Origin of the sequence: Actinoplanes sandaracinus, from assembly GCF_030009775.1 — a bacterium.
Lineage (GTDB): Bacteria > Actinomycetota > Actinomycetes > Mycobacteriales > Micromonosporaceae > Actinoplanes > Actinoplanes sandaracinus.
Genome location: NZ_JASCTH010000045.1, coordinates 25,081 through 46,024, shown reverse-complemented (window position 1 = coordinate 46,024; position 20,944 = coordinate 25,081). Strand labels below are relative to the sequence as shown.

The 20,944-nt window shown below is 70.3% G+C and carries 21 protein-coding genes; 10 read left to right on the top strand and 11 right to left on the bottom strand.

Translation table 11 applies throughout. The annotated features are described in order from the left end of the window. Positions 1-247 precede the first annotated feature (247 nt). The 3 genes from QLQ12_RS43400 to QLQ12_RS43390 all read left to right on the top strand — a co-directional run bounded on the left by QLQ12_RS43400 (position 248) and on the right by QLQ12_RS43390 (position 5,884). Positions 248-2,098, top strand: a complete 1,851-nt coding sequence (locus QLQ12_RS43400; RefSeq protein WP_282766915.1) for a sigma-70 family RNA polymerase sigma factor — start codon at positions 248-250, stop codon at positions 2,096-2,098. A gap of 172 nt (positions 2,099-2,270) precedes the next feature. Further along, positions 2,271-3,449 (top strand): hypothetical protein, encoded by a 1,179-nt coding sequence (locus QLQ12_RS43395; RefSeq protein ID WP_282766914.1) that lies wholly within the window; start codon positions 2,271-2,273, stop codon positions 3,447-3,449. Beyond that, complete coding sequence (locus QLQ12_RS43390) at positions 3,449-5,884, top strand: caspase family protein (protein ID WP_282766913.1); 2,436 nt, start codon at positions 3,449-3,451, stop codon at positions 5,882-5,884. The genes QLQ12_RS43395 and QLQ12_RS43390 overlap by 1 nt, the downstream gene beginning before the upstream one ends. 76 nt (positions 5,885-5,960) lie before the next feature. Here the strand turns inward: QLQ12_RS43390 and QLQ12_RS43385 are convergent, their stop codons facing one another. Then, positions 5,961-7,163: a sensor domain-containing phosphodiesterase gene (locus QLQ12_RS43385; protein ID WP_282766912.1), complete on the bottom strand. Its 1,203-nt coding sequence runs from the start codon at positions 7,161-7,163 to the stop codon at positions 5,961-5,963. A 391-nt stretch (positions 7,164-7,554) separates the two neighbouring features. Between QLQ12_RS43385 and QLQ12_RS43380 the strand changes: the two genes are divergently transcribed. Then, complete coding sequence (locus QLQ12_RS43380; protein WP_282766911.1) at positions 7,555-7,917, top strand: hypothetical protein; 363 nt, start codon at positions 7,555-7,557, stop codon at positions 7,915-7,917. 67 nt (positions 7,918-7,984) lie between these two features. Here QLQ12_RS43380 and QLQ12_RS43375 read toward each other — a convergent pair whose 3' ends face one another. Further along, complete coding sequence (locus QLQ12_RS43375) at positions 7,985-8,506, bottom strand: DUF4262 domain-containing protein (protein WP_282766910.1); 522 nt, start codon at positions 8,504-8,506, stop codon at positions 7,985-7,987. A gap of 138 nt (positions 8,507-8,644) precedes the next feature. On the opposite strand from QLQ12_RS43375, the gene QLQ12_RS43370 reads away from it, so the two are divergent. After that, positions 8,645-8,968: a SpoIIE family protein phosphatase gene (locus QLQ12_RS43370; protein ID WP_282766909.1), complete on the top strand. Its 324-nt coding sequence runs from the start codon at positions 8,645-8,647 to the stop codon at positions 8,966-8,968. Between the two features lie 15 nt (positions 8,969-8,983). Here the strand turns inward: QLQ12_RS43370 and QLQ12_RS43365 are convergent, their stop codons facing one another. Then, positions 8,984-9,994 (bottom strand): CU044_5270 family protein, encoded by a 1,011-nt coding sequence (locus QLQ12_RS43365; RefSeq protein ID WP_282766908.1) that lies wholly within the window; start codon positions 9,992-9,994, stop codon positions 8,984-8,986. Next, positions 9,991-10,515 carry an RNA polymerase sigma factor gene (locus tag QLQ12_RS43360; RefSeq protein WP_282766907.1) on the bottom strand — a complete coding sequence of 175 codons (525 nt, stop codon included), beginning with the start codon at positions 10,513-10,515 and terminating at the stop codon, positions 9,991-9,993. Before QLQ12_RS43360 ends, QLQ12_RS43365 begins: the two co-directional genes overlap by 4 nt. A gap of 438 nt (positions 10,516-10,953) precedes the next feature. On the opposite strand from QLQ12_RS43360, the gene QLQ12_RS43355 reads away from it, so the two are divergent. Further along, positions 10,954-11,718: a DUF4190 domain-containing protein gene (locus QLQ12_RS43355; RefSeq protein WP_328518346.1), complete on the top strand. Its 765-nt coding sequence runs from the start codon at positions 10,954-10,956 to the stop codon at positions 11,716-11,718. An 86-nt stretch (positions 11,719-11,804) separates the two neighbouring features. On the opposite strand, the gene QLQ12_RS43350 is transcribed toward QLQ12_RS43355, so the two are convergent. Further along, positions 11,805-12,461: a hypothetical protein gene (locus tag QLQ12_RS43350; protein ID WP_282766906.1), complete on the bottom strand. Its 657-nt coding sequence runs from the start codon at positions 12,459-12,461 to the stop codon at positions 11,805-11,807. A 325-nt stretch (positions 12,462-12,786) separates the two neighbouring features. Between QLQ12_RS43350 and QLQ12_RS43345 the strand changes: the two genes are divergently transcribed. Together QLQ12_RS43345 and QLQ12_RS43340 are read left to right on the top strand one after the other, a co-directional pair. After that, entirely contained in the window at positions 12,787-13,323 is a 537-nt protein-coding gene (locus QLQ12_RS43345; protein WP_282766905.1) for an O-acetyl-ADP-ribose deacetylase, read from the top strand. Between the two features lie 170 nt (positions 13,324-13,493). Beyond that, positions 13,494-13,952, top strand: coding sequence for a hypothetical protein (locus QLQ12_RS43340; protein ID WP_282766904.1), 459 nt, complete (start codon positions 13,494-13,496; stop codon positions 13,950-13,952). Positions 13,953-14,687: 735 nt separating this feature from the next. Here QLQ12_RS43340 and QLQ12_RS43335 read toward each other — a convergent pair. Continuing rightward, positions 14,688-15,029, bottom strand: a complete 342-nt coding sequence (locus tag QLQ12_RS43335; RefSeq protein ID WP_282766903.1) for a hypothetical protein — start codon at positions 15,027-15,029, stop codon at positions 14,688-14,690. Between the two features lie 130 nt (positions 15,030-15,159). Between QLQ12_RS43335 and QLQ12_RS43330 the strand changes: the two genes are divergently transcribed. Beyond that, positions 15,160-15,540 carry a hypothetical protein gene (locus QLQ12_RS43330; RefSeq protein WP_282766902.1) on the top strand — a complete coding sequence of 127 codons (381 nt, stop codon included), beginning with the start codon at positions 15,160-15,162 and terminating at the stop codon, positions 15,538-15,540. Between the two features lie 74 nt (positions 15,541-15,614). On the opposite strand, the gene QLQ12_RS43325 is transcribed toward QLQ12_RS43330, so the two are convergent. Continuing rightward, entirely contained in the window at positions 15,615-17,195 is a 1,581-nt protein-coding gene (locus tag QLQ12_RS43325; RefSeq protein WP_282766901.1) for a carboxylesterase/lipase family protein, read from the bottom strand. Positions 17,196-17,300: 105 nt separating this feature from the next. Between QLQ12_RS43325 and QLQ12_RS43320 the strand changes: the two genes are divergently transcribed. Continuing rightward, positions 17,301-17,876 carry a TetR/AcrR family transcriptional regulator gene (locus tag QLQ12_RS43320; protein WP_282766900.1) on the top strand — a complete coding sequence of 192 codons (576 nt, stop codon included), beginning with the start codon at positions 17,301-17,303 and terminating at the stop codon, positions 17,874-17,876. A gap of 14 nt (positions 17,877-17,890) precedes the next feature. On the opposite strand, the gene QLQ12_RS43315 is transcribed toward QLQ12_RS43320, so the two are convergent. The 4 genes from QLQ12_RS43315 to QLQ12_RS43300 are packed head-to-tail and all read right to left on the bottom strand — an operon-like array spanning position 17,891 to position 20,937. Beyond that, the gene (locus QLQ12_RS43315; protein WP_282766899.1) at positions 17,891-18,472 is read right to left on the bottom strand and encodes a pentapeptide repeat-containing protein; all 582 of its coding nucleotides are present in this window, start codon (positions 18,470-18,472) and stop codon (positions 17,891-17,893) included. Further along, the gene (locus QLQ12_RS43310) at positions 18,472-19,476 is read right to left on the bottom strand and encodes an aldo/keto reductase (RefSeq protein WP_282766898.1); all 1,005 of its coding nucleotides are present in this window, start codon (positions 19,474-19,476) and stop codon (positions 18,472-18,474) included. The genes QLQ12_RS43315 and QLQ12_RS43310 overlap by 1 nt, the downstream gene beginning before the upstream one ends. Positions 19,477-19,489: 13 nt before the next feature. Next, positions 19,490-20,266: a nucleotidyltransferase domain-containing protein gene (locus QLQ12_RS43305; RefSeq protein ID WP_282766897.1), complete on the bottom strand. Its 777-nt coding sequence runs from the start codon at positions 20,264-20,266 to the stop codon at positions 19,490-19,492. Further along, complete coding sequence (locus QLQ12_RS43300; RefSeq protein ID WP_282766926.1) at positions 20,263-20,937, bottom strand: nucleotidyltransferase domain-containing protein; 675 nt, start codon at positions 20,935-20,937, stop codon at positions 20,263-20,265. The genes QLQ12_RS43305 and QLQ12_RS43300 overlap by 4 nt, the downstream gene beginning before the upstream one ends. Between the last annotated feature and the right edge of the window lie 7 nt (positions 20,938-20,944).

Genomic DNA, 20,944 nt, shown 5'->3' with positions numbered 1-20,944 from the left:
TCCGCAGGGGCGGGTTCCGCCTCCGACGGCGTACGCGGTGATGTCAGCCGGACGGCCGGCGGATGCGAACAGAGGCAGAACTGCTGGCCAGCGGCTTCGGTGGCGGTGGGCGAATCACCAGGTCCACAATTGTTCCCGAGATAAGTGATATACGCGATGCGCCTTCGGTGGCGTTGGGGCATCGCATTGACAGGCGGGGCGGGAAAACTTACCGTTCCTCGGCGAACCGGCTACAGAAAGTGTGGAAATGGGCCACCCCAGCGATCGCATGCTCGTCCTGTCCGCGCAGAGCGGCGACGAGAGCGCGCGTGAGGCCATCCTGCGCCGGTATCTGCCGCTGGTCTACAACATCGTCGGCCGCGCGCTCAGCGGGCAGCCGGACGTCGATGACGTGGTCCAGGAGTGCATGCTGCGGATCTTCCGGGATCTGCCGGATCTGCGGGAACCGGACCGTCTGCGCGCGTGGGTCGGTGCCGTCGTGATGGCGCGGATCGGCGCCTATCGCCGCGAGTCCCGGGATGCGACGGTCTCCCTGGCGGAGGCGCCGGAGCCGGTCACCGACTTCGAGAGCGAGACGATCCTGCGGCTGGATCTGTCCGGCCAGCGTCGGGAGGTCGCCGAAGCTGCTCGCTGGCTCGACCCCGGCGAGCGGCCCGTCCTGTCACTGTGGTGGCTGGAGGCCGCCGGTGAGTTGAGCCGCGCCGAGGTCGCCGAGGCGCTCGGCATCACCCCGGCCTACGCCGCCGTGCGCATCCAGCGCATGCGAGCTCAACTCGACACCAGCCGGTCGGTGGTGACCGCGCTCGCGGCGGGCGACTGCCCCGGACTCCGGGCGGTCGTGCGCGGTTGGGACGGGCAGCCCGCGCCGGTGTGGCGCAAGCGGATCGCCCGGCATGTCCGCGATTGCCCGCTCTGCGACCATGGCGTCGACAGCCGGATCTCCCCGGAGAAGTTGCTCCTCGGGTGTGCTCTGGTTCCCGTGCCCGCCGGGCTGACGGGCGCCGCGACCGGAGCGATCTCCGTGTCCGGCCACACCAGGTCCGGGACAGCCAAGACGGTGGCCGCTTCGGTCACGGCCGCAGCCGTGGTCGCCGTGGCGGTGATCGCATACGCGAACATGCCCGACCAGCCTCGGGAGCCGGCAGCGCAGACAGTCGCGGCGCCGACGGGTGAAGCGCCGACCGCGGCGTCGCCGAGTCGCCCCGTACCGGCGGCCATCACGCCGGTGGCCTCTTCGCCGACTCCGTCCAGGACCCCTGCCCGGCCGAGTCCGACCCCGCCGGCCACGGCGTCGCGGGACTGGGCGAACTGGCCGATGCCCAACCCGGGCAAGGCCGGCCTGCCGCACCGGGCGAGCTACACCGACCTGGGCGACGGCACGGTTCGTGACAACGTCACCCGCCTGGTGTGGCAACGCACCGTCACCGAGGAACTGCCGTACCGCGAGGCGAAGACCTACTGCGCGAGCCTGAAACTGGCCGGCGGCGGATGGCACCTGCCCACCCGCATCGAGCTGACCTCCATCATCGACCACAGCCGCCGCCAGCCGGCGATTGACGTGCGCGCCTTCCCCGGCACGTCACCGAGGTTCTTCTGGTCCTCGACACCGTGGGCCGTCGACGAGAGCCGCCTTGCGTGGGCGTTCAACTTCTATGAGGGCCTCACCAGCAACGCCGGCGTCCAGACCAACGCCTACTGGGCCCGCTGTGTCCGTTCCGAAGGGGGGAGCGGCGACCCGGCCTACCGGACCGCCGATGGTCAGGTGACTGACCCCGCCACCAGCCTGACCTGGGAACGCACCGGTCCTGCGGCGGCCATGAGCGCCGCCGCCGCCACCTCCTACTGCGCCGGTCTGACGCTCGGCGGCCAGACCGGCTGGCGGCTGCCCAGCGTCAAGGAGATCGCCACCACCGTCGACGACAGCCGGGTCCACCCCGCCATCAACGTGCGGGCCTTCCCCGGGACCGTCGGCAACGGCTGGTACTGGACGTCCACGAACGCGGCGCCGGAACCGGGCCGACGATGGGCCCTGAACTACGACGACGGATTCACCGACTACCGCAGAGCCACAACCGGATTCGTGCGCTGCGTCCGATGACATCTCAGGTGTTGACGCGGCCGCCCGCCCTACCTCCACCCGTGTTCCAGATCCACCGGCGAACGCGGTGTTGGCGGTCGGCGCGGGCCCGGCTGGAGGACGAGCAGTTCCCGGTGTCGGATCTAGGTAGAAGCCTGCGGTACGGGCCGGGTCCGGCCCCACACTGACCGTCGTGGCCGGCTCTCTTCTCTTCGTGCACGGCACCGGCGCGCACGGCACGTCCGGAACCCTGAAGCGGCTCCGCGACGGTATGGGCGCCCACCCGGTCCTGAGTGGCGTCGCGGTGTCCGCCTCCCGCTGGGGTGAGGCGGTCGGCCCGGCGGACCTCGACGTGGCGTCCGCTCTGCCACCGGACATCGCGGCCCGGGCCCTCGGCGAGGAACCGGCCGATGCCGAGGTGACCGCCGCGGAGTGGGATCTGCTCGCCGCCGACCCGATGCTCGAACTGCGGCTGCTCGCCGCACTCGCCGGTACCGACACCGGGTCGCGACCGATCCTGGTGGCCGTCGACTCCGCCGATGTCGTGGTCTACGAGCGGCTGACCGGGCTCACCCTGCCGTCGGAGGCGCTCGCCGCCGCCGGCGTGGACGACGCCGAGGTGACCTCGGCCGCCGCCTTCGTGGCCGCACAGCCGGAGACGACCGAGGCGGCCGGTGCGGTGGCCGACCCGGATGACGACGAGCTGGTCACCGCCCTCGCCCGGGCGGTCGTGGCGACCATGCTCCAGAGCCGCGGTAGCGCGGCGCGGCAGGCGTTCGTGGACGCCGTGAAGGCAGGGCTCGCACCGGCCGGAACCCGCGGCATCGGGACGAAGCTGGTCGGCAAGGTCCTGCGGCCGCTGGCCACCCGGCTGGCCACCCGGGTCGCCATGCGTCGTCGTGGTGCGCTGATGGATCCGACCACCGACTTCATCCGGGACATCGCGTTCTACATCCGGCGCGGCGAGGTGGTCCGCGAGCACCTGGTCGGTGAGCTTGCCGCCCTCGCCCCGCCCGTGGTGGTCCTCGGGCACAGTCTCGGTGGCATCGCGGCTGTGGACCTGCTGTCCGCACCGGACCGGCCGTCCGGCGTACGGCTGCTGGTCACCGCCGGATCCCAGGCGCCGTATCTGTATCTGCTCGACGCCCTCGACCGGCTGCGCCCCGGCGGTGCCGCCGCCCCATTCACCCCGTGGCTCAACGTGTACGACCGGGCCGACCTGCTGTCGTTCTGCGCCGCCCGGGTGTTCCCGGCCATCGGCATCAGGGACGAGCCGGTCGACGCCGGGGTGCCCTTCCCGGACGCGCACAGCGCCTACTGGGAGCAGCCGAGGCTCTACGAGCTCATCGCCGAGCACTGGCCGTCGTCGTGATGAAGGACGCCGCGACGACCTGGGCGCTGGTCGTCGGCATCGACGAGTACGACGACCCGGCTGTCAAGCGGCTCACCGGTGCCGCCCGGGACGCCGCGGCGGCGGTGCGCTGGTTGCGGGCCCTGGGCGTACCGGATGGCCAGATCCTGCTGCACGCGGTGCCGAGCGCCGGCGCCGCGGCCGAGGTGGAGGCCTTGGGGCTGATGGTTCGTGGGTGCACCCTGACATCGATCTGGAAGTCGGTGCACCTGCTCGCGGGGAAGAAGGGCAGCCGGCTGTTCGTGTTCCTCTGCGGCCACGGACTCTACGAGCCAGGCTCGAAAGGGCTGTTCCTCACCCAGGAGGCCGGCGACGGGGCGATGACCAACCTGGGCATCGAGAAGTACAGCGACCACTTCTTGTCGATGGACTTCCCGTTGCAGGTGCTGGTGATGGACGGCTGCCTCAACCAGCCGTACCCGCCGGCCGTGCGGCCCACCGTGGAGGCCGCGTTCTATCCCGGTGTCGCACCGCGGCCGACCCGGCCGGACACCACGCTGATCCGGTGCATGGCGGTGACCCGGGGACAACTCGCCCTCGAGGACGAGGGCCGAGGGCTGTTCCTCCGTACGTTCCTGAAGGTGCTCGACCCGGCCGAGCCGCACCCGGACGCCGTCGGCCTCGACCACAGCACCGGCGCGTTCCGGTACGACCTGCGCCGCGCGATGCTCGACGTGATCTCCCCGACCGTGGTGGAGACCGCCAGGCAGCGGTACGGGCGCCCGCAGTGCCCGACCATGCAGGTGCAGGGTGTCGGCGAGTCCTGGTCCACGCTGCCGATCGTGGAGATCGCCCCGGAGCGGACCGCGCGAATCCGGGTCACCGTGGAGCCGGGACCGGCCGTCCCCGCGGTCCGGCAGATCCGGATCGACGCGGACACCGGCGACTGGCAGCGGCGGGTACCGGCCCCACCGGCCGACACCGTCGAGGTTCCCATCGACAGCGTGGTGCCGGCCGGCACCCGGGTCGCGGTCCGCTGCCTCCTTCGGGCGGACGCGCTCTGGCGGGGGCCTCAGTTCTCCGCGGTGAGCGCCGACGAGGACGTCGAGGTCGTGATCCGGCTGACCCGCCCGATGATGGGATCGGGGCCGGGGCCGGAGGCGGGCGGCACCGACCTCATGGTCGAGACGGTCGGCCCGGATGGGCTACCGGTGCTCGCCCTCGGGCCGGAGCAGTACGCCGCGATCGAGCGGAGCCTCGGCGAGCTGCGCGAGCGGGTGACGCTGGTGCGGCACGAGACCGGGCCGATCCTGCGGGCCGGTCCCGGTGACCACGACCTGCTCAGCGTCGCGGCGGCCCGTGCCGCGCAGGCGATCACCGCGACCACTCCGTCGTCGGTGGTCGCCGTGGTGCACTCGGTGACGCCCCTCGCACCGGCCGGGGTCCGGCTGGTGTGGCCGCCGGGTGGCCCGTTCGCCCTGGCCGGCGCGCTTTTGTCGCACCAGGACATGCCGATGGTCCAGGTCGGGGAGGAGCGATTGTCGGTACGGGAGGTGCCGGGCCCGGACACCTTTCACGTACCACCGGGACCCGTGCCGGTCCGGCTCACCCTGCCGTGGGGGTCATGGTCCAGGACCGTGCACGCCGTCGCGGGTGAGACCGTCGAGGTGCCGTTGCCGGCCGAGGTGGGCGCACCGCCGTTGCGGGTCCGGTTCTCGGCCGTCCACCCGCTGTCCCGGTGGGGGGCCATCGGCGGCGGGACGGTCGTCGTGCTCGACGCGCCGGCCGGCCTGCGGGCCGGGGACGCTGATCGGGTCCTCCGGGCGGATCTGCCCGGATTGCCGGTCTTCCGGGTCCCGTCACTGCCCTGGCACGGCCTGATCGGGCTGTCGGACGGCGAGCAGCGCCTGGTCGTCCCGCTGCATCCGCTCATGCCGGTCCTGCTGGCCTGGGGCGACCAGCCCCGCGCCGAACCGCTGTCCGAGGTGCCGTCGCCGACCTGGGACCTGTTGGTCAGCGCCGGGCGGCTGGACGACCTGGCCGAGGAGAGCATGCGGGAGCTGACCTTCCTCAAGTGGGAGGACCCGGTACTGGGCCTGGCCGGGGCGTACGCGTGTTTCGCGCAGGAACGCCACGACCACCTAGCCGCGGTGCTGGCAAACCTGACCGGGATCGACCCCGACGTACCCGACCTGACGATCCTGCGGTCGGCGTCCCGGAAGGCCACCGGCCACGCGGAGGACGACCTGCTCCCTCGGCTCGCCGGGCTCGCCGCGCGCGGTGCCGTGCCGGTGCTGCGCTGGGGAGTGCCGCTGGCCATCGAGGCGGCGAACCGGCACGGCCTCACCGACTGGGCGCAAGGGTTGTCCGAGGTCGACCGTGGACTCGTATCGTCCTCGGTGTGGACGGTGACTCGACCGCCGCATCGTCCCGGCCCGGACGTTCCGCCAGGATGATGCGGCCCGGACGCGCCGGTCCTTCAACAGCTCGCACCACCGGCTCGCCGGAACCATCGCCTGACCGGCGACGAGGTCAGGCAGCCGTGCAGTACGCCGCCGCGTGGTACGAGTCGCGCAGTTCATGAACTGTGGTGGCGCGGTCGAACAGCCATCCCTGACCCAGCCCCACGCCTACGTCCAGCAGCGCGGCCGCCTCTGCCTCGGTCTCGATGCCCTCGGCCACGACCTGCGCGCCGGTGGTCCGGGCGAGATCGACCAGTGAACGGGCGACCACCTGCAGAACCGGATCGTGGTCGAGGCCGGTGACCATGCTGCGGTCCAGCTTGATGACGTCCGGGGCGGTGATCACGATGTGCCGCAACGAGGAGAAGCCGGCGCCGACGTCATCGATGGCCAGGCGCATGCCGCCGGCCCGCAACGGCGCGAGAACCGCCTTGAGGGCGTCATAGTCCTCGACCGGGTCGTGCTCGGACAACTCCAGCACCACCCGGTGCAGGGGCAGCAGTTCCAGCATCCTCGAGCATTCGGGAGTGAGCAGGGTCGCCGGGGAAGCGTTCATGGACACGTACCCGGTGACGTCCGCCAAATGGTCGGCCGCACGCCGCAAGGCCTGGATCTCCAAACGATGGCCCTCGCCGACGCCGTGCGCGTCCGCGAAGCAGACGTCCGGCGTGCGGTTCCACTCCTGGGGGAACCGGCTCAGCGCCTCAGCGCCGACCCGGCGCCACGTCGTCAGGTCGACGATCGGTTGCAGCAGAACCACTGGCCCGCCCCGGGCGATCAGCGGGCGGACGCGGTCCAGGATCTCCGTGGCCACGGCCCGCTTGCGCACCCCGGGCTCGACGACCAGCGCCGCGGCCCGGGACAGCACCTCCATGATCGCCTTGTCGCGGAGGATCGGCTCCGAGTCCTCCGCGAAGCCGATCGCGCAGAAGGTCCCGTAAACGGTTCCGTCGCTGAGTACTACGGGCACCGAGAGGAAACTGCGGACCTGCGGCACCGGAGCCTCGAATGCACGCATGGTGCTGGGAAGAACCCGCACGTCGGGGATAACCGCGGGCAGCTCGCCGTCCATGATCCTCTGGCAGAGGGTTTCACGCCGGAGTAGCTTCGCGTCGTCGGGGACGGGCAGCGGCACGGCGGAGTCCAGCACCTCAAGATGCAGGTGCGTGGCGTCCATCCGCGTCATGAACGCCAAACTCAGACCCAGCGCCTCTCGGGCGGTCCTGAGCAGGGCAGCCACCTGTTGCGCTTCTTCGGTGTGCAGTGTGCCCATCACCATTCCTTCCGCACCGACGCGCCGCCGACGTTGCGTCCCCATCGGCACGCCGGCCACCGGGCTGAGGCAAGCCCGCTCAGTTCATCGCCCGGGTATCGGTCCGGTCGCTGAGTTCCGAAGTGAGCCCGGTTGCCGCGCGGCTCCGCATGAGCACAGGCCCCCGCTTCCAAAACAGGGCATCTATGCGGAAACTGACTGCATTCGTCGACACTCTGACCAGGAATAGGCCCGCTCTGCACCTATATGAGCCGGTTTCCACGCCGTCGTGACGCCGCCTTGGGGCAGGATGACTCATCGGCTGACGGCATGGACAGTGGCTGTCGCGCTCGGCGGATGCGCGATGACAGCGGCAGAAGAGGGTTCGCATCGTCGCCTACAGTGAGCCGGCATGGGGATGTATGCGTCGGCTCGCGGTTGGGTGGAGATCGACTTCAGTCAGCGGAGTAGCGCCGAGGAAGTCATCCAGCGGCACCAGGACGGGCACTATTCCGGCGGCTGGGCCTTCCCGGCAAAGCCCTTCAACGGGACGCTGTACCTCTTCTACGGCGGTGACATTCGTGAAGGCGAGCTGCCCTGGCTGCGCGCGCAGGTGACCGAGCTGGCCACTCTGCCGCCAACCGACGCCGATGGCGATCGTGCTCGTGGCTTGTTCTTGATCACCGACGAACGCGGCAACGCTGTCATGTGGCAAATCCGCGACGGTGCAGTGGAGGAGCTTCCCGCACCGTCCCTGATGTGGCTAGGCGAATAGCAGCGCTCCATCTGCGGAGCGCCTGCCCTTCACGCTGGCTGCGGGGCGCGGAGCCAGGGGGGATGGCTCAGACGTCCTGGGTCCAGACGCCTGGTGGGTGTTCGCCGGGTGCGAGCCAGAGGTGTGGCTGGGAGAGGTTGCCGGTGTCCCAGGGAAATGTGCCGTCGCGGTCTGGCCAGACGACCTCGAGAAACGGGATCGGCGGTTGCCGGTAGAACCAGATGCCATGGCCGAAGAAGGCCTTGTACCAGGTCGGCTCGATGGTCCTGAGGCGAACGGGGTAGCCGTTGACGACCTGGTCATGGGCTTGGCCGTCGGCGAGGCCGTCACGTTTGCCGAGGATGTTCAGGCAGGACTGCATGGTGCTCAGGTCGAGTCCGAACATGGCCAGTTCCGGGCCGCCCCGGCTGTGCCAGCGGCCGATCGTGTATGACCAGCCCGGCCCCTGCTGGTCAGCCGGAACGCCGGTGACGCTCCACCCGAATTTCTCCACGTTGTCGATCACGCCGCGGTCGTCCGCGCCGTAGTCGTCGCGATCGCCGTAGTCGTGGCAGATCACGCAGCGGCAGATCCGCGAAGCCTCGAACACGCGTAGAGCCTATGCGATCACCGCTGTATGCCGGTGATCGGCTGGCCTGGTCGCGGCGATTTCGGCGTAGGCGAAGGCGATCCACCGGCAATGTAGCGTGCCGACAGCGAGAGCGCGTGGTCCCCGGCCTCCCGCTACGTGCCCGGCCATGGCCTGGCCACAGCGGTGGGGATGGGCGGTGTCCGCAGCGCACTGCGCGCCTACGCGTTGACCACCGAAGACCCAGCGCACGCCTTGACTCAGCTTGACCGCAAGGTCCATCACTTCGAAGCGGGAGCCCTCACCACCGAGCCGACCACCTTGCAACGACTCGCCGCGGCGATGGACCTTCCCGTCGAGCAGGCGCGTCAGGCGGTGCTCGAACTCGGGCACATCGGGTCGCAGGTCGCCCACCGTACGACAGACGTGGTGTCCGTCGATGAACTGCGGGTCCACTCTCGCTTCACCTTGAGCCCCATGTGACCGTACGGGTGCGCCCTACTTCGGGAAGGCGGTGTAGTCAGCGGTCAGGTAGGTCTCGTAGCCGATCACCGCGGGGGTCTGCACGTTGAGTTTGCCGGCGGCGGTGGTCAGCATCTGCTCGTAGCCGAGCAGCGAGCCGGTGGTGAGGTCGAGGATCAGAGTGTGGCGGGTCGGCAGACCGCTGCGATCGGTCGTCATCGAGAAGGCGGCGCCCACCCGCCCGGCCCGGTCGGTGCCGGTCCCGTCGTAGGTCAGGCCGGGCAGCTGCGCGACGATCCGCAGCGCCGCGGCCCAGGTTGCCGGGGTCAGCAGCCGTTCTCGGGCCAGGTCGGTGACCGCGACGATCGTCTCGTAGGGGCCGTTCTCTTTGGGGTGGCCGACGTGCAGCCAGGCGTCGAGGTCGCCGGCCGGCGGCTGAGCAGCCCACATCGCCGGGAACTGCCCGGCCGGATAGTCCTCGTGCCACGGGTCCAGCGCGTCGCCGAGAAGGTTCTGCGCCCGCCACAGCCACTCGCTGCTGGTGGAGGTGAACTGCGGCTCCTCGTAGCGGGTGGTACGCCGCCCGGAGTTGTCCGGGCCACGCCACGACTCGGCACGTGACGGGATGATCGCGGACGTGACGCGCTCACCGTCGACCTGGGTCCACAGGCTCCATGACTGGATGACCAGGTGCTCGTAGTCGCCGGTGCGGGCGGGCTCCGGAGCGGCGGCCGCCTTCTGCGCGATCTCGGTCAGCAGCTGCCGCGCCGAACCGGCTGCACCGGTGTACTGCAGCGGCGGCGGCGTGGCCGCATACGCCGGGCGCGGCATCGGCACGAACGGGAGACCGATGAGGGCCAGCAGCACCAGGGCGGCGGCCGAGGCCACGAGACGCAGGACGACGGGCCGCGTCTGCCGGGGCTGCGGACCGGCGAGAATGCGGTCGAGGTCGGCACGCCGGTCGGGCGCAGTGGTCAGCGGGCGTCCGTCGGTGGGGTCGGCCGAGCCGAGCAGGCGGCGAACGTCACGGGTCAGGGATGGGATCACGATGGCTCTCCTCTCAGGGTGGTCAGGGGTGCCCGGCTATCGGGCGACAGCGCCTGCCGCAGCCGGGCGCGGGCCCGGTGCAGCCGCATCGCGAACGCGGGCAGCGAGCAGCCGGCCGCCTTCGCTGCCTGGCGCAGGGTCAGTGCCTCCCACGCGACCAGGCGCAGGGCTTCGGCGTCGGGCCCGGACAGTGTGGCCAGGGCCGCGGTCACGCTGACCCGGCCCGCCACGTCATCGGCGTGGTCGCTGGCCCAGAACTCGCCGTGGTCTGTCATCCGGGTGGTCAACGCCGCTCGCCGGCCGGCTCCGCGGACCTCGTTGGCGAGCACTTTCCGTGCCGTTCCGTACAACCAGGGCAGCGCGTCGGCCGGAACCTCCGGCAGCCGCCGCCATGCGACGAGAAACACCTCCGCGACGACGTCACGCACCGCAGCGTCGCCGAGGCGGCGGCGCACATAACGTTCAACGGCGTCGTAGTGCTGCTCATACAGCACCGTGAACCGTTCCTCTGAGTTCGCCATTCGACCTCCCACCATGCCTGTGTCCGGCACAGCGCGGATGTTCACCGCCGATGTCCGGAAGATAGGGAAGGTCCAAGACACGGGGGCCGCCCTGGGCGGCGCGGGGCTACCCGGGATCTTCTTGCCGGCGTCGGTGCCCTGTGTGGCGACCGGGACATCGGCGAACGCCTTCACCGCACCCGCAGACCTGCACCAAGCAGGCAAGATCCGAGGTGGGAGTGGCTGCCAGTTGGCGCGCATACCCGCCGGGCACGTCCGGGTAGCGCTGGCACCCTGGCCGAGCAGCTTCAGGGCGGGCGAGGCGCTCGTTCATGGACTCGCATCGGCCCTGGAATCGCTCGGGACGGTTGAAGCCCGACGCGAATGGCGCGATCCCGTGAAGCGGAGCACGCCGGAAAATCGGCGGCATGAAAGCTATGGTGGTTTACGAGCGGCCATATTGGAGCGGACATCGATGACTTCACTGGTGTCGGTGCCAAGTCGAGATCGATAAGGGCGCGACATCAGCGGCGCCGGAAACAGCCCTACACCGGCAGCGACCTGTCGCAGCCGTACGGCGCCCCGGCGCCGTACGGGCAGTACCCGGGCTTCCCGCCGGCGCCCGCGACGCTACCGGGCACCAACGGGCTCGCGATCGGCGCGTTGGTGGCCAGCATCTGCGGCGGTCTCGGCATCGGCAGCCTTCTCGGCATCGGGTTCGGCATCGCTGCGCTGGTACAGATCAAGCGGCGGCCGCAGAAGGGCCGCGGGCTCGCCATCTCGGCGCTGGTCATCTCCGGGCTGACCCTCGTGGTCACCATCGCGGTCATAATCGGCGCGTTCATCAACGAGGCGCGTGACAGCGCCGCCGGGATCGAGGACGTCGATGTCGCCGAACTGAAGGCAGGCGATTGCATCGGCGACGTCAGCGAGTCGTCGGCGATCTCCGACTTGCCCACGATGCCGTGCAGCCAGCCGCACATGGCGGAGGTCTACCACGTCTTCACGTTCCCCTCCGGGTCGTATCCCGGCTCGACGGCGGTCGTGACGGAGAGCGAGGAGAGGTGCAGTGCGGCGTTCGAGCCTTACTCGACCACGCAGAACGAGGACATGGACATCTATTACCTGTACCCGCGGAATGTCCTCGACTGGCAGCGAGACCGGGGGGTCACCTGCATCGCCGTCGACCCGACCGAAACCCGCACCACATCACTCGTCAAGTAGCCGAATTGAGTGCGCCGGAAACTCGCATGATGCCGGCGCGGCATCTCGGTGAATACGGATCAGCTATCCCACAACGCCGCGCCATATTAACTGTCGCTAGACACCTGCAAGAGACGCATCAGTTCACTGGGCGACGTGGTGTAGGCGACGTTGACGGAGCGATCCAACTCCGCTCGGACGGAGCCCAAACCGTGAGGGGAGCTGTAGAACACGACGGGGGTATCGTCGCCTGCGTCTCGGATTTCCCGGAGAAGATCCAACCCGGCATGCACATTGAGTCGACCACCTTCCTCCACACGACTCATGTCAGAGACGATGACATCGAACGGCCCATCGCTCCGTATCCGCTGTAACGCTGACTCCGTGGATTCCGCCTGCACGATTCGACGTCCCGCATCCCCGAGGCGGGCCCGCTCGTACACGTTAGCCTCCCGGCGATCGTCCACCCACAGCACGACATTGCGGGGTGTCGGTGAGCCTGGGATTGCGGGTATCTCCGGGGCTTCGATTGAAGTGCCGCTCTGCGTTGCTTCCAGCTCGTTGACCCTGTCCTGCAAGTCACTGATAAGCTGGCGGAGTTCCTCGGAAGCCCTCTGCACTGAAATTTTCGCGCCGGCGACCTCGATGTCGATCGAGTCGCTTTGGCTGAGGAATCGTTTGATTACGGGGAAGAGCGCGACAAGGAGAGCCGCCACAACCACGGGCCACAATAGCGACGCTATGGCAGTCAATATTTCAGCCATCAGGCTCTCCCAATGTTGTTCTCCCTATAGTGCTGCCGACACTTTAGCAAGCGACGCGTCAGGTCTAGTACGGCTCCACGCCGGAGATGAAGCGAGCTGCGTGACGGTTGTTCGTGTTTCGGGCGCGAGCGAGCAATGATCTGCTGACACCTTTCGGTCTACCGCACTCGTGCCGCCGAGCGGGCACGTCAGACGGCGGCGAGCCGTCACACTGCGTGGCCGAAGTTCCGTGTCATCCGGCGTCCTGAACTGCCGAGGAGGGGGCGTTCGGCACCTGGCGTGGACCCACCGCGAGGGCTGTACGCGGTGAGTGCGACTATCGGTCATGACAACGATCGAAGTAGTCCTTGGCGACATCACATGCCAGCAGGTAGACGCCATCGTGACGGCCGCCAACGAGTCGTTGCTCGGTGGCGGCGGAGTCGACGGTGCTGTCCACCGGGCCGCTGGCCCACAACTGGCACAGGCCGGCGCGGCCATCGCCCCTTGCGATCCGGGCGATGCCAAGGCAACCCCGGCGTTCGACCTGAACCCGCCGGTGCGAAACGTCATCCATACGGTCGGCCCCGTCTGGGAGGGAGGCGGCTACGGCGAGGCGGACGTGCTGGCGGCCTGCTACCGGCGCAGCCTGCAGGTAGCCGACGAGCTACAGGCCCGGTCGGTGGCGTTCCCCGCCATCGCCACCGGCGTCTACGGCTTCCCGCCGGACGACGCCGCCCGCATCGCGGTGAACACCATCCGCTCGACACCCACCACCGTCCAGCGGATCCTTCTCGTCGCGTTCGAGGAGCAGACCCGAGACCTGCTCACCGCGCTGCTCCAGGAGGAAAGCGACTCGCATGGTGGCGTTGCCCGGCAGTAGACCCTCCGGATCTGCCGCCGTCCGTGCACGCCGGCCGCCGCAACGGGAGCTGGTGGACGCCGGCGTCCGGCTTTGGTAGCCGACAGTCGTGCACTCGATCATGCCGTCGGATCTGTGCCGCTGCGGCTATGGAGTCGTCCCGTAGGGTCCCCGCCCGTGAGGGGAGCGGAATGGACACGCTGATCGGGCGCAAGCTGGTCAAAGTTGAACGGCTGGGCTGGTATGAGGCCGGCGACCTCGACGATTTCAGCGTCGGGCCGGTACACCTCGTGTTCGAAGGCGGCCATGGCATGTTCCTCGCCGGCAGAAGCGACTGGTCGCTGGAGTGCGTCGAGACCGCGCCGGCAGATAGTGCCTGGCTGGACGCCTATGACTACGACTGGTCCGGGTCGCGCTGGCGGTTACGGGACGCATCCAGCGAATCGCCGTTCGCCGCGGTTATCGCCAAGCCGCTCGTCGAGTGGGAACAGGTGCGCAACGAGGTCGATGAGGTGATCGGTCTCAACCTCAACTTCGGTGGCCAGACCCTTGCGCTTCAAACGTGGGAAGGAGAGGTCACAACAAGCTCCGTAAACGCGCGGGCAATCGGTGATCGGTGCGGAATCCGCCGCAATCGTGCAGAACCCTGAAACGGATCTTCTGCTGGAGTACTACATAGCGTACGCCGAGCTCGGGATCGAGGTGCCGATGGAGGACATCGCCCGTCGCGCCGGGTCGGCCTCGGCACGCTCTGCCGCCGGTTCCCGACTCGCGCCGACCTGGTGGCGGCGGCGTTCGAGGCCAAGATGACCGCGTACGCGCAAGCCGCCCGGCGCGCAGTCGCCGACCCGGACCCGTGGCGCGGGTTCTGCGGTTATGTGGAGGAGATCTGCGCCATGCAGGCCGGCGACCGCGGCTTCACGACTGTGCTGACCATGACGTTCCCGACCGCGAAACAGTTCGAGGCCGCCCGTGGCCAGGCTTTCGCCGACTTCACCACGCTCGTCGACCGTGCCAAGGCGGCCGGAGATCTCCGCGCCGACTCCGTCATCGAGGACATGCCGATCTTCCTGATGGCCAACGCGGGCGTCCTCACCGCCACCACCGGCGCGGCCCCGACGCCTGGCGCCGCCTGGTCCGATACCTCATCCAGGCCTGCGCCGCTCCCGCGGCGCGGCCGCTGCCCGACCCGCCCGCGCCCCGGCAGATGTACGAGGCCATGCTCCGTGCCAGCCAGCACCAGCGCGCCCGGCGCGCGAGTGCCGCCCGCCCCGAGGAGACCGCGCCGAAGCGCTGACGCCCGCGGGCCACGCGCCGCGTGGGGTGTCGCCGGCCTCGTCCTGATGCGGGGGAGCGCGGGCCGCCCCGGCTCGTCAGTGCCGAGGTCAGGCGGCGGCGCGCAGGCGCAGGCGCGGGTGGCGGGCCTCCCAGGCGGCGCGCACGCCGCGAGGCAGGTTGAGCTCTCCCCACACCCGGGTCAGGGTGGCCCCGTCGAGATGGGTGCGCAGCTCCTCGACGCGGATCGCCTCGCGGAGGACGTTCTCATACATCCACAGGAGCATGGTGTGCTGGCTCAGGTCGAAGGCCCGCTGCGGGTGCCACCAGAGGCGCAGCGGCAGCTCCACGAGGCCGGCGGTCGGCCCGCGCAGCTCACCGAGCGTCCCCGCCACGACCACGGGCCGGTGCGGCCGGGCGAGGTGGGTGACGGGGGCGGCACTCACTGACATGCCATCAGCCTAAACCGACACACCGTACAGAAGGCAAACACCTAGATTCCTAGGATGCTTTAGGGGGTGTGCGGGGCACCGCGAAGCTCGAAAATGTCGCGCCGGGACGGGGAGCTCTACCGTGGCGGTCGTGAACGAGACGCCCGCTCAGCGCAGATACCGCGACGACGCGCACCTGCTGGCCGCGATCGGTGAGCACGTGGCCGCGCAACTGCCGCCGGTGACGGTCCGCCTTCCTCGCGACCTCGCGGACGCGGCGGCCGCGGCCTGGGATCGCGACGAGACCGACCCGCCCACGCCCGAGACCGCCGAACAGGCCTACGTCCGGTCGTTCGCCGCGGCGCTCGCCCTGATCGGGTTGGCGGTGCGCCAGGACGGCGCCGCAAGCCCGGACGGGGTCGTCGTCGCCCTCGACCCGGCCCGGCTGGCCGCCGCGCTCTTCGCCCACGAGTGCGCGACGGACGATCTGTTGCGGGACGCTCAGCCGGAGCGGACCAGGCCACTCGCCTAGGCGAGGACGACCGGCCGGGGTCTGCCGCCCCCACGTCGTCACTGCCGTGCGGCATGGGGGCGCTGCCGGCGGGGTCACCGCCGCACGGTCGACCAGAACGAGTAGTGGTGCCGGCCGGCGAAGTCGTCCGGGGCGGTCGCGTCGTCCGTCGGCGAGAGCACGCGTACGCCGGTGGAGTCCCACCCGCCCGGGTCGCCGTCGCGGGCGAAGGCGGACCACTGGCCGATCATGCGGTCGGCGAGCCGCCGCTGGGCGTCGGTGAGCGGTTCGGTGTTGCCCACGTCGAACAGGTACGGCAGCTCGGCGGCATGGTAGGCGCCCATCGGGTACGGCCGAGGGAAGTCCCGGAACCAGGGCGCATCGTCGTCGGCGAACTCGTAGGTGAACGTGGGCACGTGCCGGCCGAGTGCCCGGGCGGTGTCCACGGTGGAGGCCGCCAGTTCGGCGTCGGTGAGCGCGGCCGCGAGGGCGTGACTCGCGGAGGCGTACCGATCGAGGGGGTACTGCCGCAGGACGCGGGATGCGTTGGTGCCGAAGGCCCGCCGGATCTCGGCCGGGTATTCGGCGGCCGGGATGGGGTCCTGGTATCTGCCGGTCTCGTACCCCCAGACCTGAAGTCGTTGTTCGTCGCGGTTGATGCCGTGCAGCACCGGCACCCGGTTGATCCGCCCGCCGGCGATCGCCTGGCCCGGGTCGGTGGGCAGCAGGTCGCCGCCGGTGACCGGGCCGAAGGTGGTTCCCGTGGTGTTCGCGGCGGCGAGCAGCATCTCCGGTGTCAGCCGCGGGTCACGGAGTCGCGCGGCCGTCGGCGCCGCCCCAAGGTTCAGCGCGTCGAGCAACCGGCGGCCCTCCTGTTCGGCTTGCTCGCGGGGTCGCGGGCCGTTTCCGGTGCCGGTGCCGGCCGAGGGGGCGCTGACGCAGGGGGCGCTCTGCGTGATCGCCCGGTGGAACAGCCCGGCGGAGGATGGTGCGGCGAGGTGGGCGCAGACGCTGATCGCTCCGGCGGATTCGCCGGCGAGTGTCACGTTGTGCGGGTCGCCTCCGAACGCGGTGGCGTTGCGGCGGACCCAGTGCAGGGCCGCCTGCTGGTCGGCGAGGCCGAAGTTGCCGCCGTCGCCCAGCAGGGGATGGGCGAGGAAGCCGAGGGCGCCGAGCCGGTAGTTGACGGTCACGACGACGAGGCCGCCCTGCACGGCGAGCCGCTGGGCCCGGTAGAGGTGCCCGCCGCCGTCCTTGAAGCTGCCGCCGTGCAGCCACACGAGCACCGGCCGGCGCCCGTTCCCGGCGGACTGTTGGGGGCTGGTGACGTTGAGGTACAAGCAGTCCTCGGCGAGGCTGCCGGCGCCGAGGTGGTCGCCGGTCTGGGCGCACAGCGGGCCGGGCCGGGTGGCGTCGCGGGGCGCCGTCCAGGGGGCCGGCGGCTGGGGTGGTCTCCAGCGCAGGTCGCCGACCGGTGGTGCGGCGTAGGGGATCGCGTCGAACGTGCGGTATCCGTCCGCGGTGGCGCCCCGGACCGAGCCGGCGTCGGTGCTCACCAGCGTCTCGTCGCTTTCCCGGGTGTCGTCGCCGGTGTCGCCGAGCAGCGTGCCGAGGCCGGCTCCGAGTGTTCCGGCGAGGCCGAGCGCGACCAGCGTCAGTTGCAGTCGTCTGTTCATCCGTCCCCCGTGGTAGTGGTGTGGACCGACTGTAAAAGCGCCTTAGGCGTTTGCGCAAGAGCGCGCCTGAGGCGATCGCCCAACTTCGGGGTAGGGTCTGCGGTCATGGGAAACCGGGAAGCCCTGCTCGACGCGGCCAGACAGTGCCTCTACGAGAAGGGATATGCGCGGACCACGCTGCGCGACATCACGAAGGCGGCGGGCGGGGTCAGCATGGCCGCCGTCGGATACCACTTCGGATCCAAGGAAGCGCTGATGGAGCAGGCTCTCGCCGGCGCCTCCGCCGAGTGGGGCCGTGCTCTCGGCGCCGCCCTGCAAGGCCTGGAGCTGCCGGCCGACGCCACCCCGGTCGAGCGCTTCGAGGCCGTCTGGAGCCGGGTCATCGCGTCCTTCGCCGAGTACCGCCAGCTGTGGAGCGCCACCTTCGACGTGATCGGCCAGATCGATCACCAGCCTCAGGTGCGCGAGCACCTGGCGGCCGGGTTGCATGAGGCCCGCGAGGGTCTGGCCCGCATGTTCGCCGGCCCCGGCGACGACCTCGCCGGCGAGCCGGCCCGCGAGATCGGCAACTTCCACCAGGCGTTGCTGACCGGTGTCATGGCCCAGCACCTGATCGACCCGGCGACCGCGCCGACGGCCCGCCAGCTCGCCGGGGCGCTGGCCCGGATCACCGGCGGCTGACGCCGGCCGCCGGGTCAGGCGTCGCGGACCTGCAGGCCCATCGCCATGGCCAGGATGATCGCCTGGTCGGCGGTGATGACGGCATTGCGCATCTCGACCGTGCGCGGGTCGAAGGACTGCAGGTCGGTGCCGCGCAGGTCGCAGCCGGTGAAGTCGGCCCCGGTCAGCTGGGCGGCCGACAGGTCGACGCCGCGCATGGTGCCGTTGCGGCAGCGGACCGCGGTCAGGTCGGCCTCCCGCATGCGGACGCCGGTGAAGGTGGCGGTGCCGAGGTCGGCGCGGGGCAGGGTGATGAACGACCAGTCCCCGCCGTCGACGGTGGTCAGGTCGAAGGTGCAGGCCTCGAAGCCGCTGCCGACCGCCTTGCAGTTGGTGAACGTCGCGTCGAAGAAGTTGCAGTTGACGAAACGGCAGTTCAGATAGGCGACGTCGATCTGCTGGGAGCAGTTGAACCGGGAGTCGCGGAAGGTGCAGCCGGAGAACTCGACGCCCTCCAGGTCGGTTTCGCACAGGTCGAGGCTGGAGAACTGGACGCCCTCGTGCTTGCGCAGCTTGCCGGCCCCGGCGTCCCAGTCGCGGGTGGTGACGACGGTCATCAGCGCCGCCGCGGGGAGCGGGCGAGGTACGGGTGCGGGTAGGGCAATGGCTGGTCCCCGGCCGCGGTGAGGCGTTGCATCTGTTTGTCGTCGAGGGTCCAGCCGGTGGCGCCCAGGTTGTCGGTGAGCTGCCGGGTGGTGCGGGCGCCGACGATCGGGGCCGTGACGCCGGGGCGCTGGAGCAGCCACCGCAGGGCGACCTGGGCGGGTGTGCGGCCGGTCTCGTCGGCGACGGCGATCAGGGTGTCGGTGACGGTCCAGACGCGTTCGTCGACGCTGTCCTGCCAGTTGCCGAGCCAGGGCTGTTTGTCGCCGTCCCAGCGGCTGCCGGCCGGGGCCGAGGTCATGCCGCGCCGGTACTTGCCGGTGAGCCAGCCGCCGCGCATCGGGGACCACGCGATGATGCCGACGCCCTCGTTGCGGCAGACCGGCACCAGTTCGGGCTCGATCTCCCGGTCGATCAGGTTGTAGAGCGGCTGCGCGGCCACGAACGGCTCCCAGCCGCGGAACCGGGCCACGTCCACCGATTTCTGCAGTTGCCAGGCGGCGTAGTTGCTGACCCCCAGATACCGGACCAGGCCGGAACGCACCAGTTGGTCCAGCGTCGACAGCGTCTCCTCGACCGGGGTCGCCTCGTCGAAGCAGTGCAGCTGGTAGAGGTCGATGTAGTCGGTGCCGAGCCGCCGCAGGCTGGCGTGCACCGCCGCGATCAGGTGTTTGCGGCCGGACCCGTTGTCGTTGGCTGCGTCGCCGGTGGACCAGAACGCCTTCGTCGCGACGACCACCGCGTCCCGCCGCTGCCGGGACAGCCACCGGCCGATGATCTCCTCGGAGGCGCCGCCGTTGTAGACGTCGGCGGTGTCGATGAAGTCACCGCCCGCCTCGGCGTAGCTGTCGAGGATGGCGTGCGACGCCGTCTCGTCCGCCTCGTTGCCGAACGTCATCGTCCCGAGGCACAGTTCGCTGACGCGAAGCCCGCTTCCCCCGACATACCGGTGCTCCATGCCGTCGATCCTTTCAGTACGGCCGTGGATTGGCCACCGGGATCCGACCGAGGCGGGTGGCGACCACGAGGTCGTGCAGGGCCGCCACGGCGCTGGCGTCCGCGTACCCCGGAAGGTGGCTGTCGTCCCTGGCCTCCTCGAGGGCGGCGCGCAGCGCCGGGATGTCGGCGGCCAGGTGCGCCGCCGCGCCGGCCGGCAGCGGGCCGTGCTCGGCCTCCCGCTTCGCGGCGATCAGCTCCGGCACGTAGGCAATCCGCTCCCCGAGCACCCCCAGGTCGCATTCCAGGGAGCCGGTGCGCATCAGATGGATGCCGGTGAGCAGCACCCGCAGGGTGTAGAGGGCCGGTTTGAGCTTCCCGGTCTTGAGGTAGAGGCGTTCCTGGGTGGCCGCGAACCCGAGGTAGTGGTGCGCGTGTCCGCTGGTCACGAGGCCGGGCGCGAGCGACGTCAAGGCCGTGTGCGCCTCGGTCGTGACGATCACCAGCGGTGACAGCAGTTGCTCCAGGACGTAGCCGTTGCGGCTGTTCAGCAGCTTCGCGAACTTGAGCAGGTCGTGACTGACCACGTCGAGTTCCACGCCGTCGCGCACGGTGTCGCTCTCGATGGTGTTCGGGCCGGTCCGCAGGCCGATCACCTCCTCCGGCGGCAGCACGTGCGAGGCGCGCAGGTCCAGGTCCGAGTCGACGGACGCGAAGCCGTACAGGTGCGCCCCGCTCACCGTGGCGAAGACCAGGGGATACGGCAGGCCGGCGGCGGCGTCCGCGGCCCAGTCCGGGATGTCGACGGTCACCGGAGATTCCTTTCTCGTACGGCTGCCAGCAGCCGATTCACAGCGGCCCGGTCCGGCTGTGCCGGGAGCGGGGTGGAGGCGGCCGCCTCGGCGAGGTCGTCCTGGAGCCGCCCGGCCCAGGCGGCCACGTCCTCCCAGGGGATCTCGCCGCGTTTGACGGCGAGCAGTTCGCCGCGCAGCGGGGTCACGTCGACCAGGACCTCACCGGTGCGCAGCACGTGTGCTCCGGCGAGCAGCAGCCGTACCATGTGCATCGCCTGTTTGAAGTTGATCTCGCCGGTCCGCTCGCGCCGGGACGCCACCTTGGCGAGCTGGTCGCGGGCATAGCTGCCGTAGGTCTCGGCGAGACGCCGCGACAGGAAGGCCTGCCGGGCCGCGACGAGAGCCGACCCGTCCTCGGTGATCGACACGACGAGCGGCGACCACAGCACTTCGAGGACCGTCGGGTTGGCCTGCAGGGCGAGCGTGCAGAACCGCTCGATCTCCCACGAGAACTGTTCGTCGGCCGGCCCGTCGAGATGGGTGGGCGGCTTGTCGAGGCTCCAGAAGGCGCGGGTCGGAGCCACGAAGACACCCCGGCGGTCGTGGTCGGAATCCGGGCCGTGCAGTCCGTAGGCGCGGGATCCGACCACGACCGCGAGGGCCGTGTGCCGTTCGACGAGCTCGATCATGAGCCCG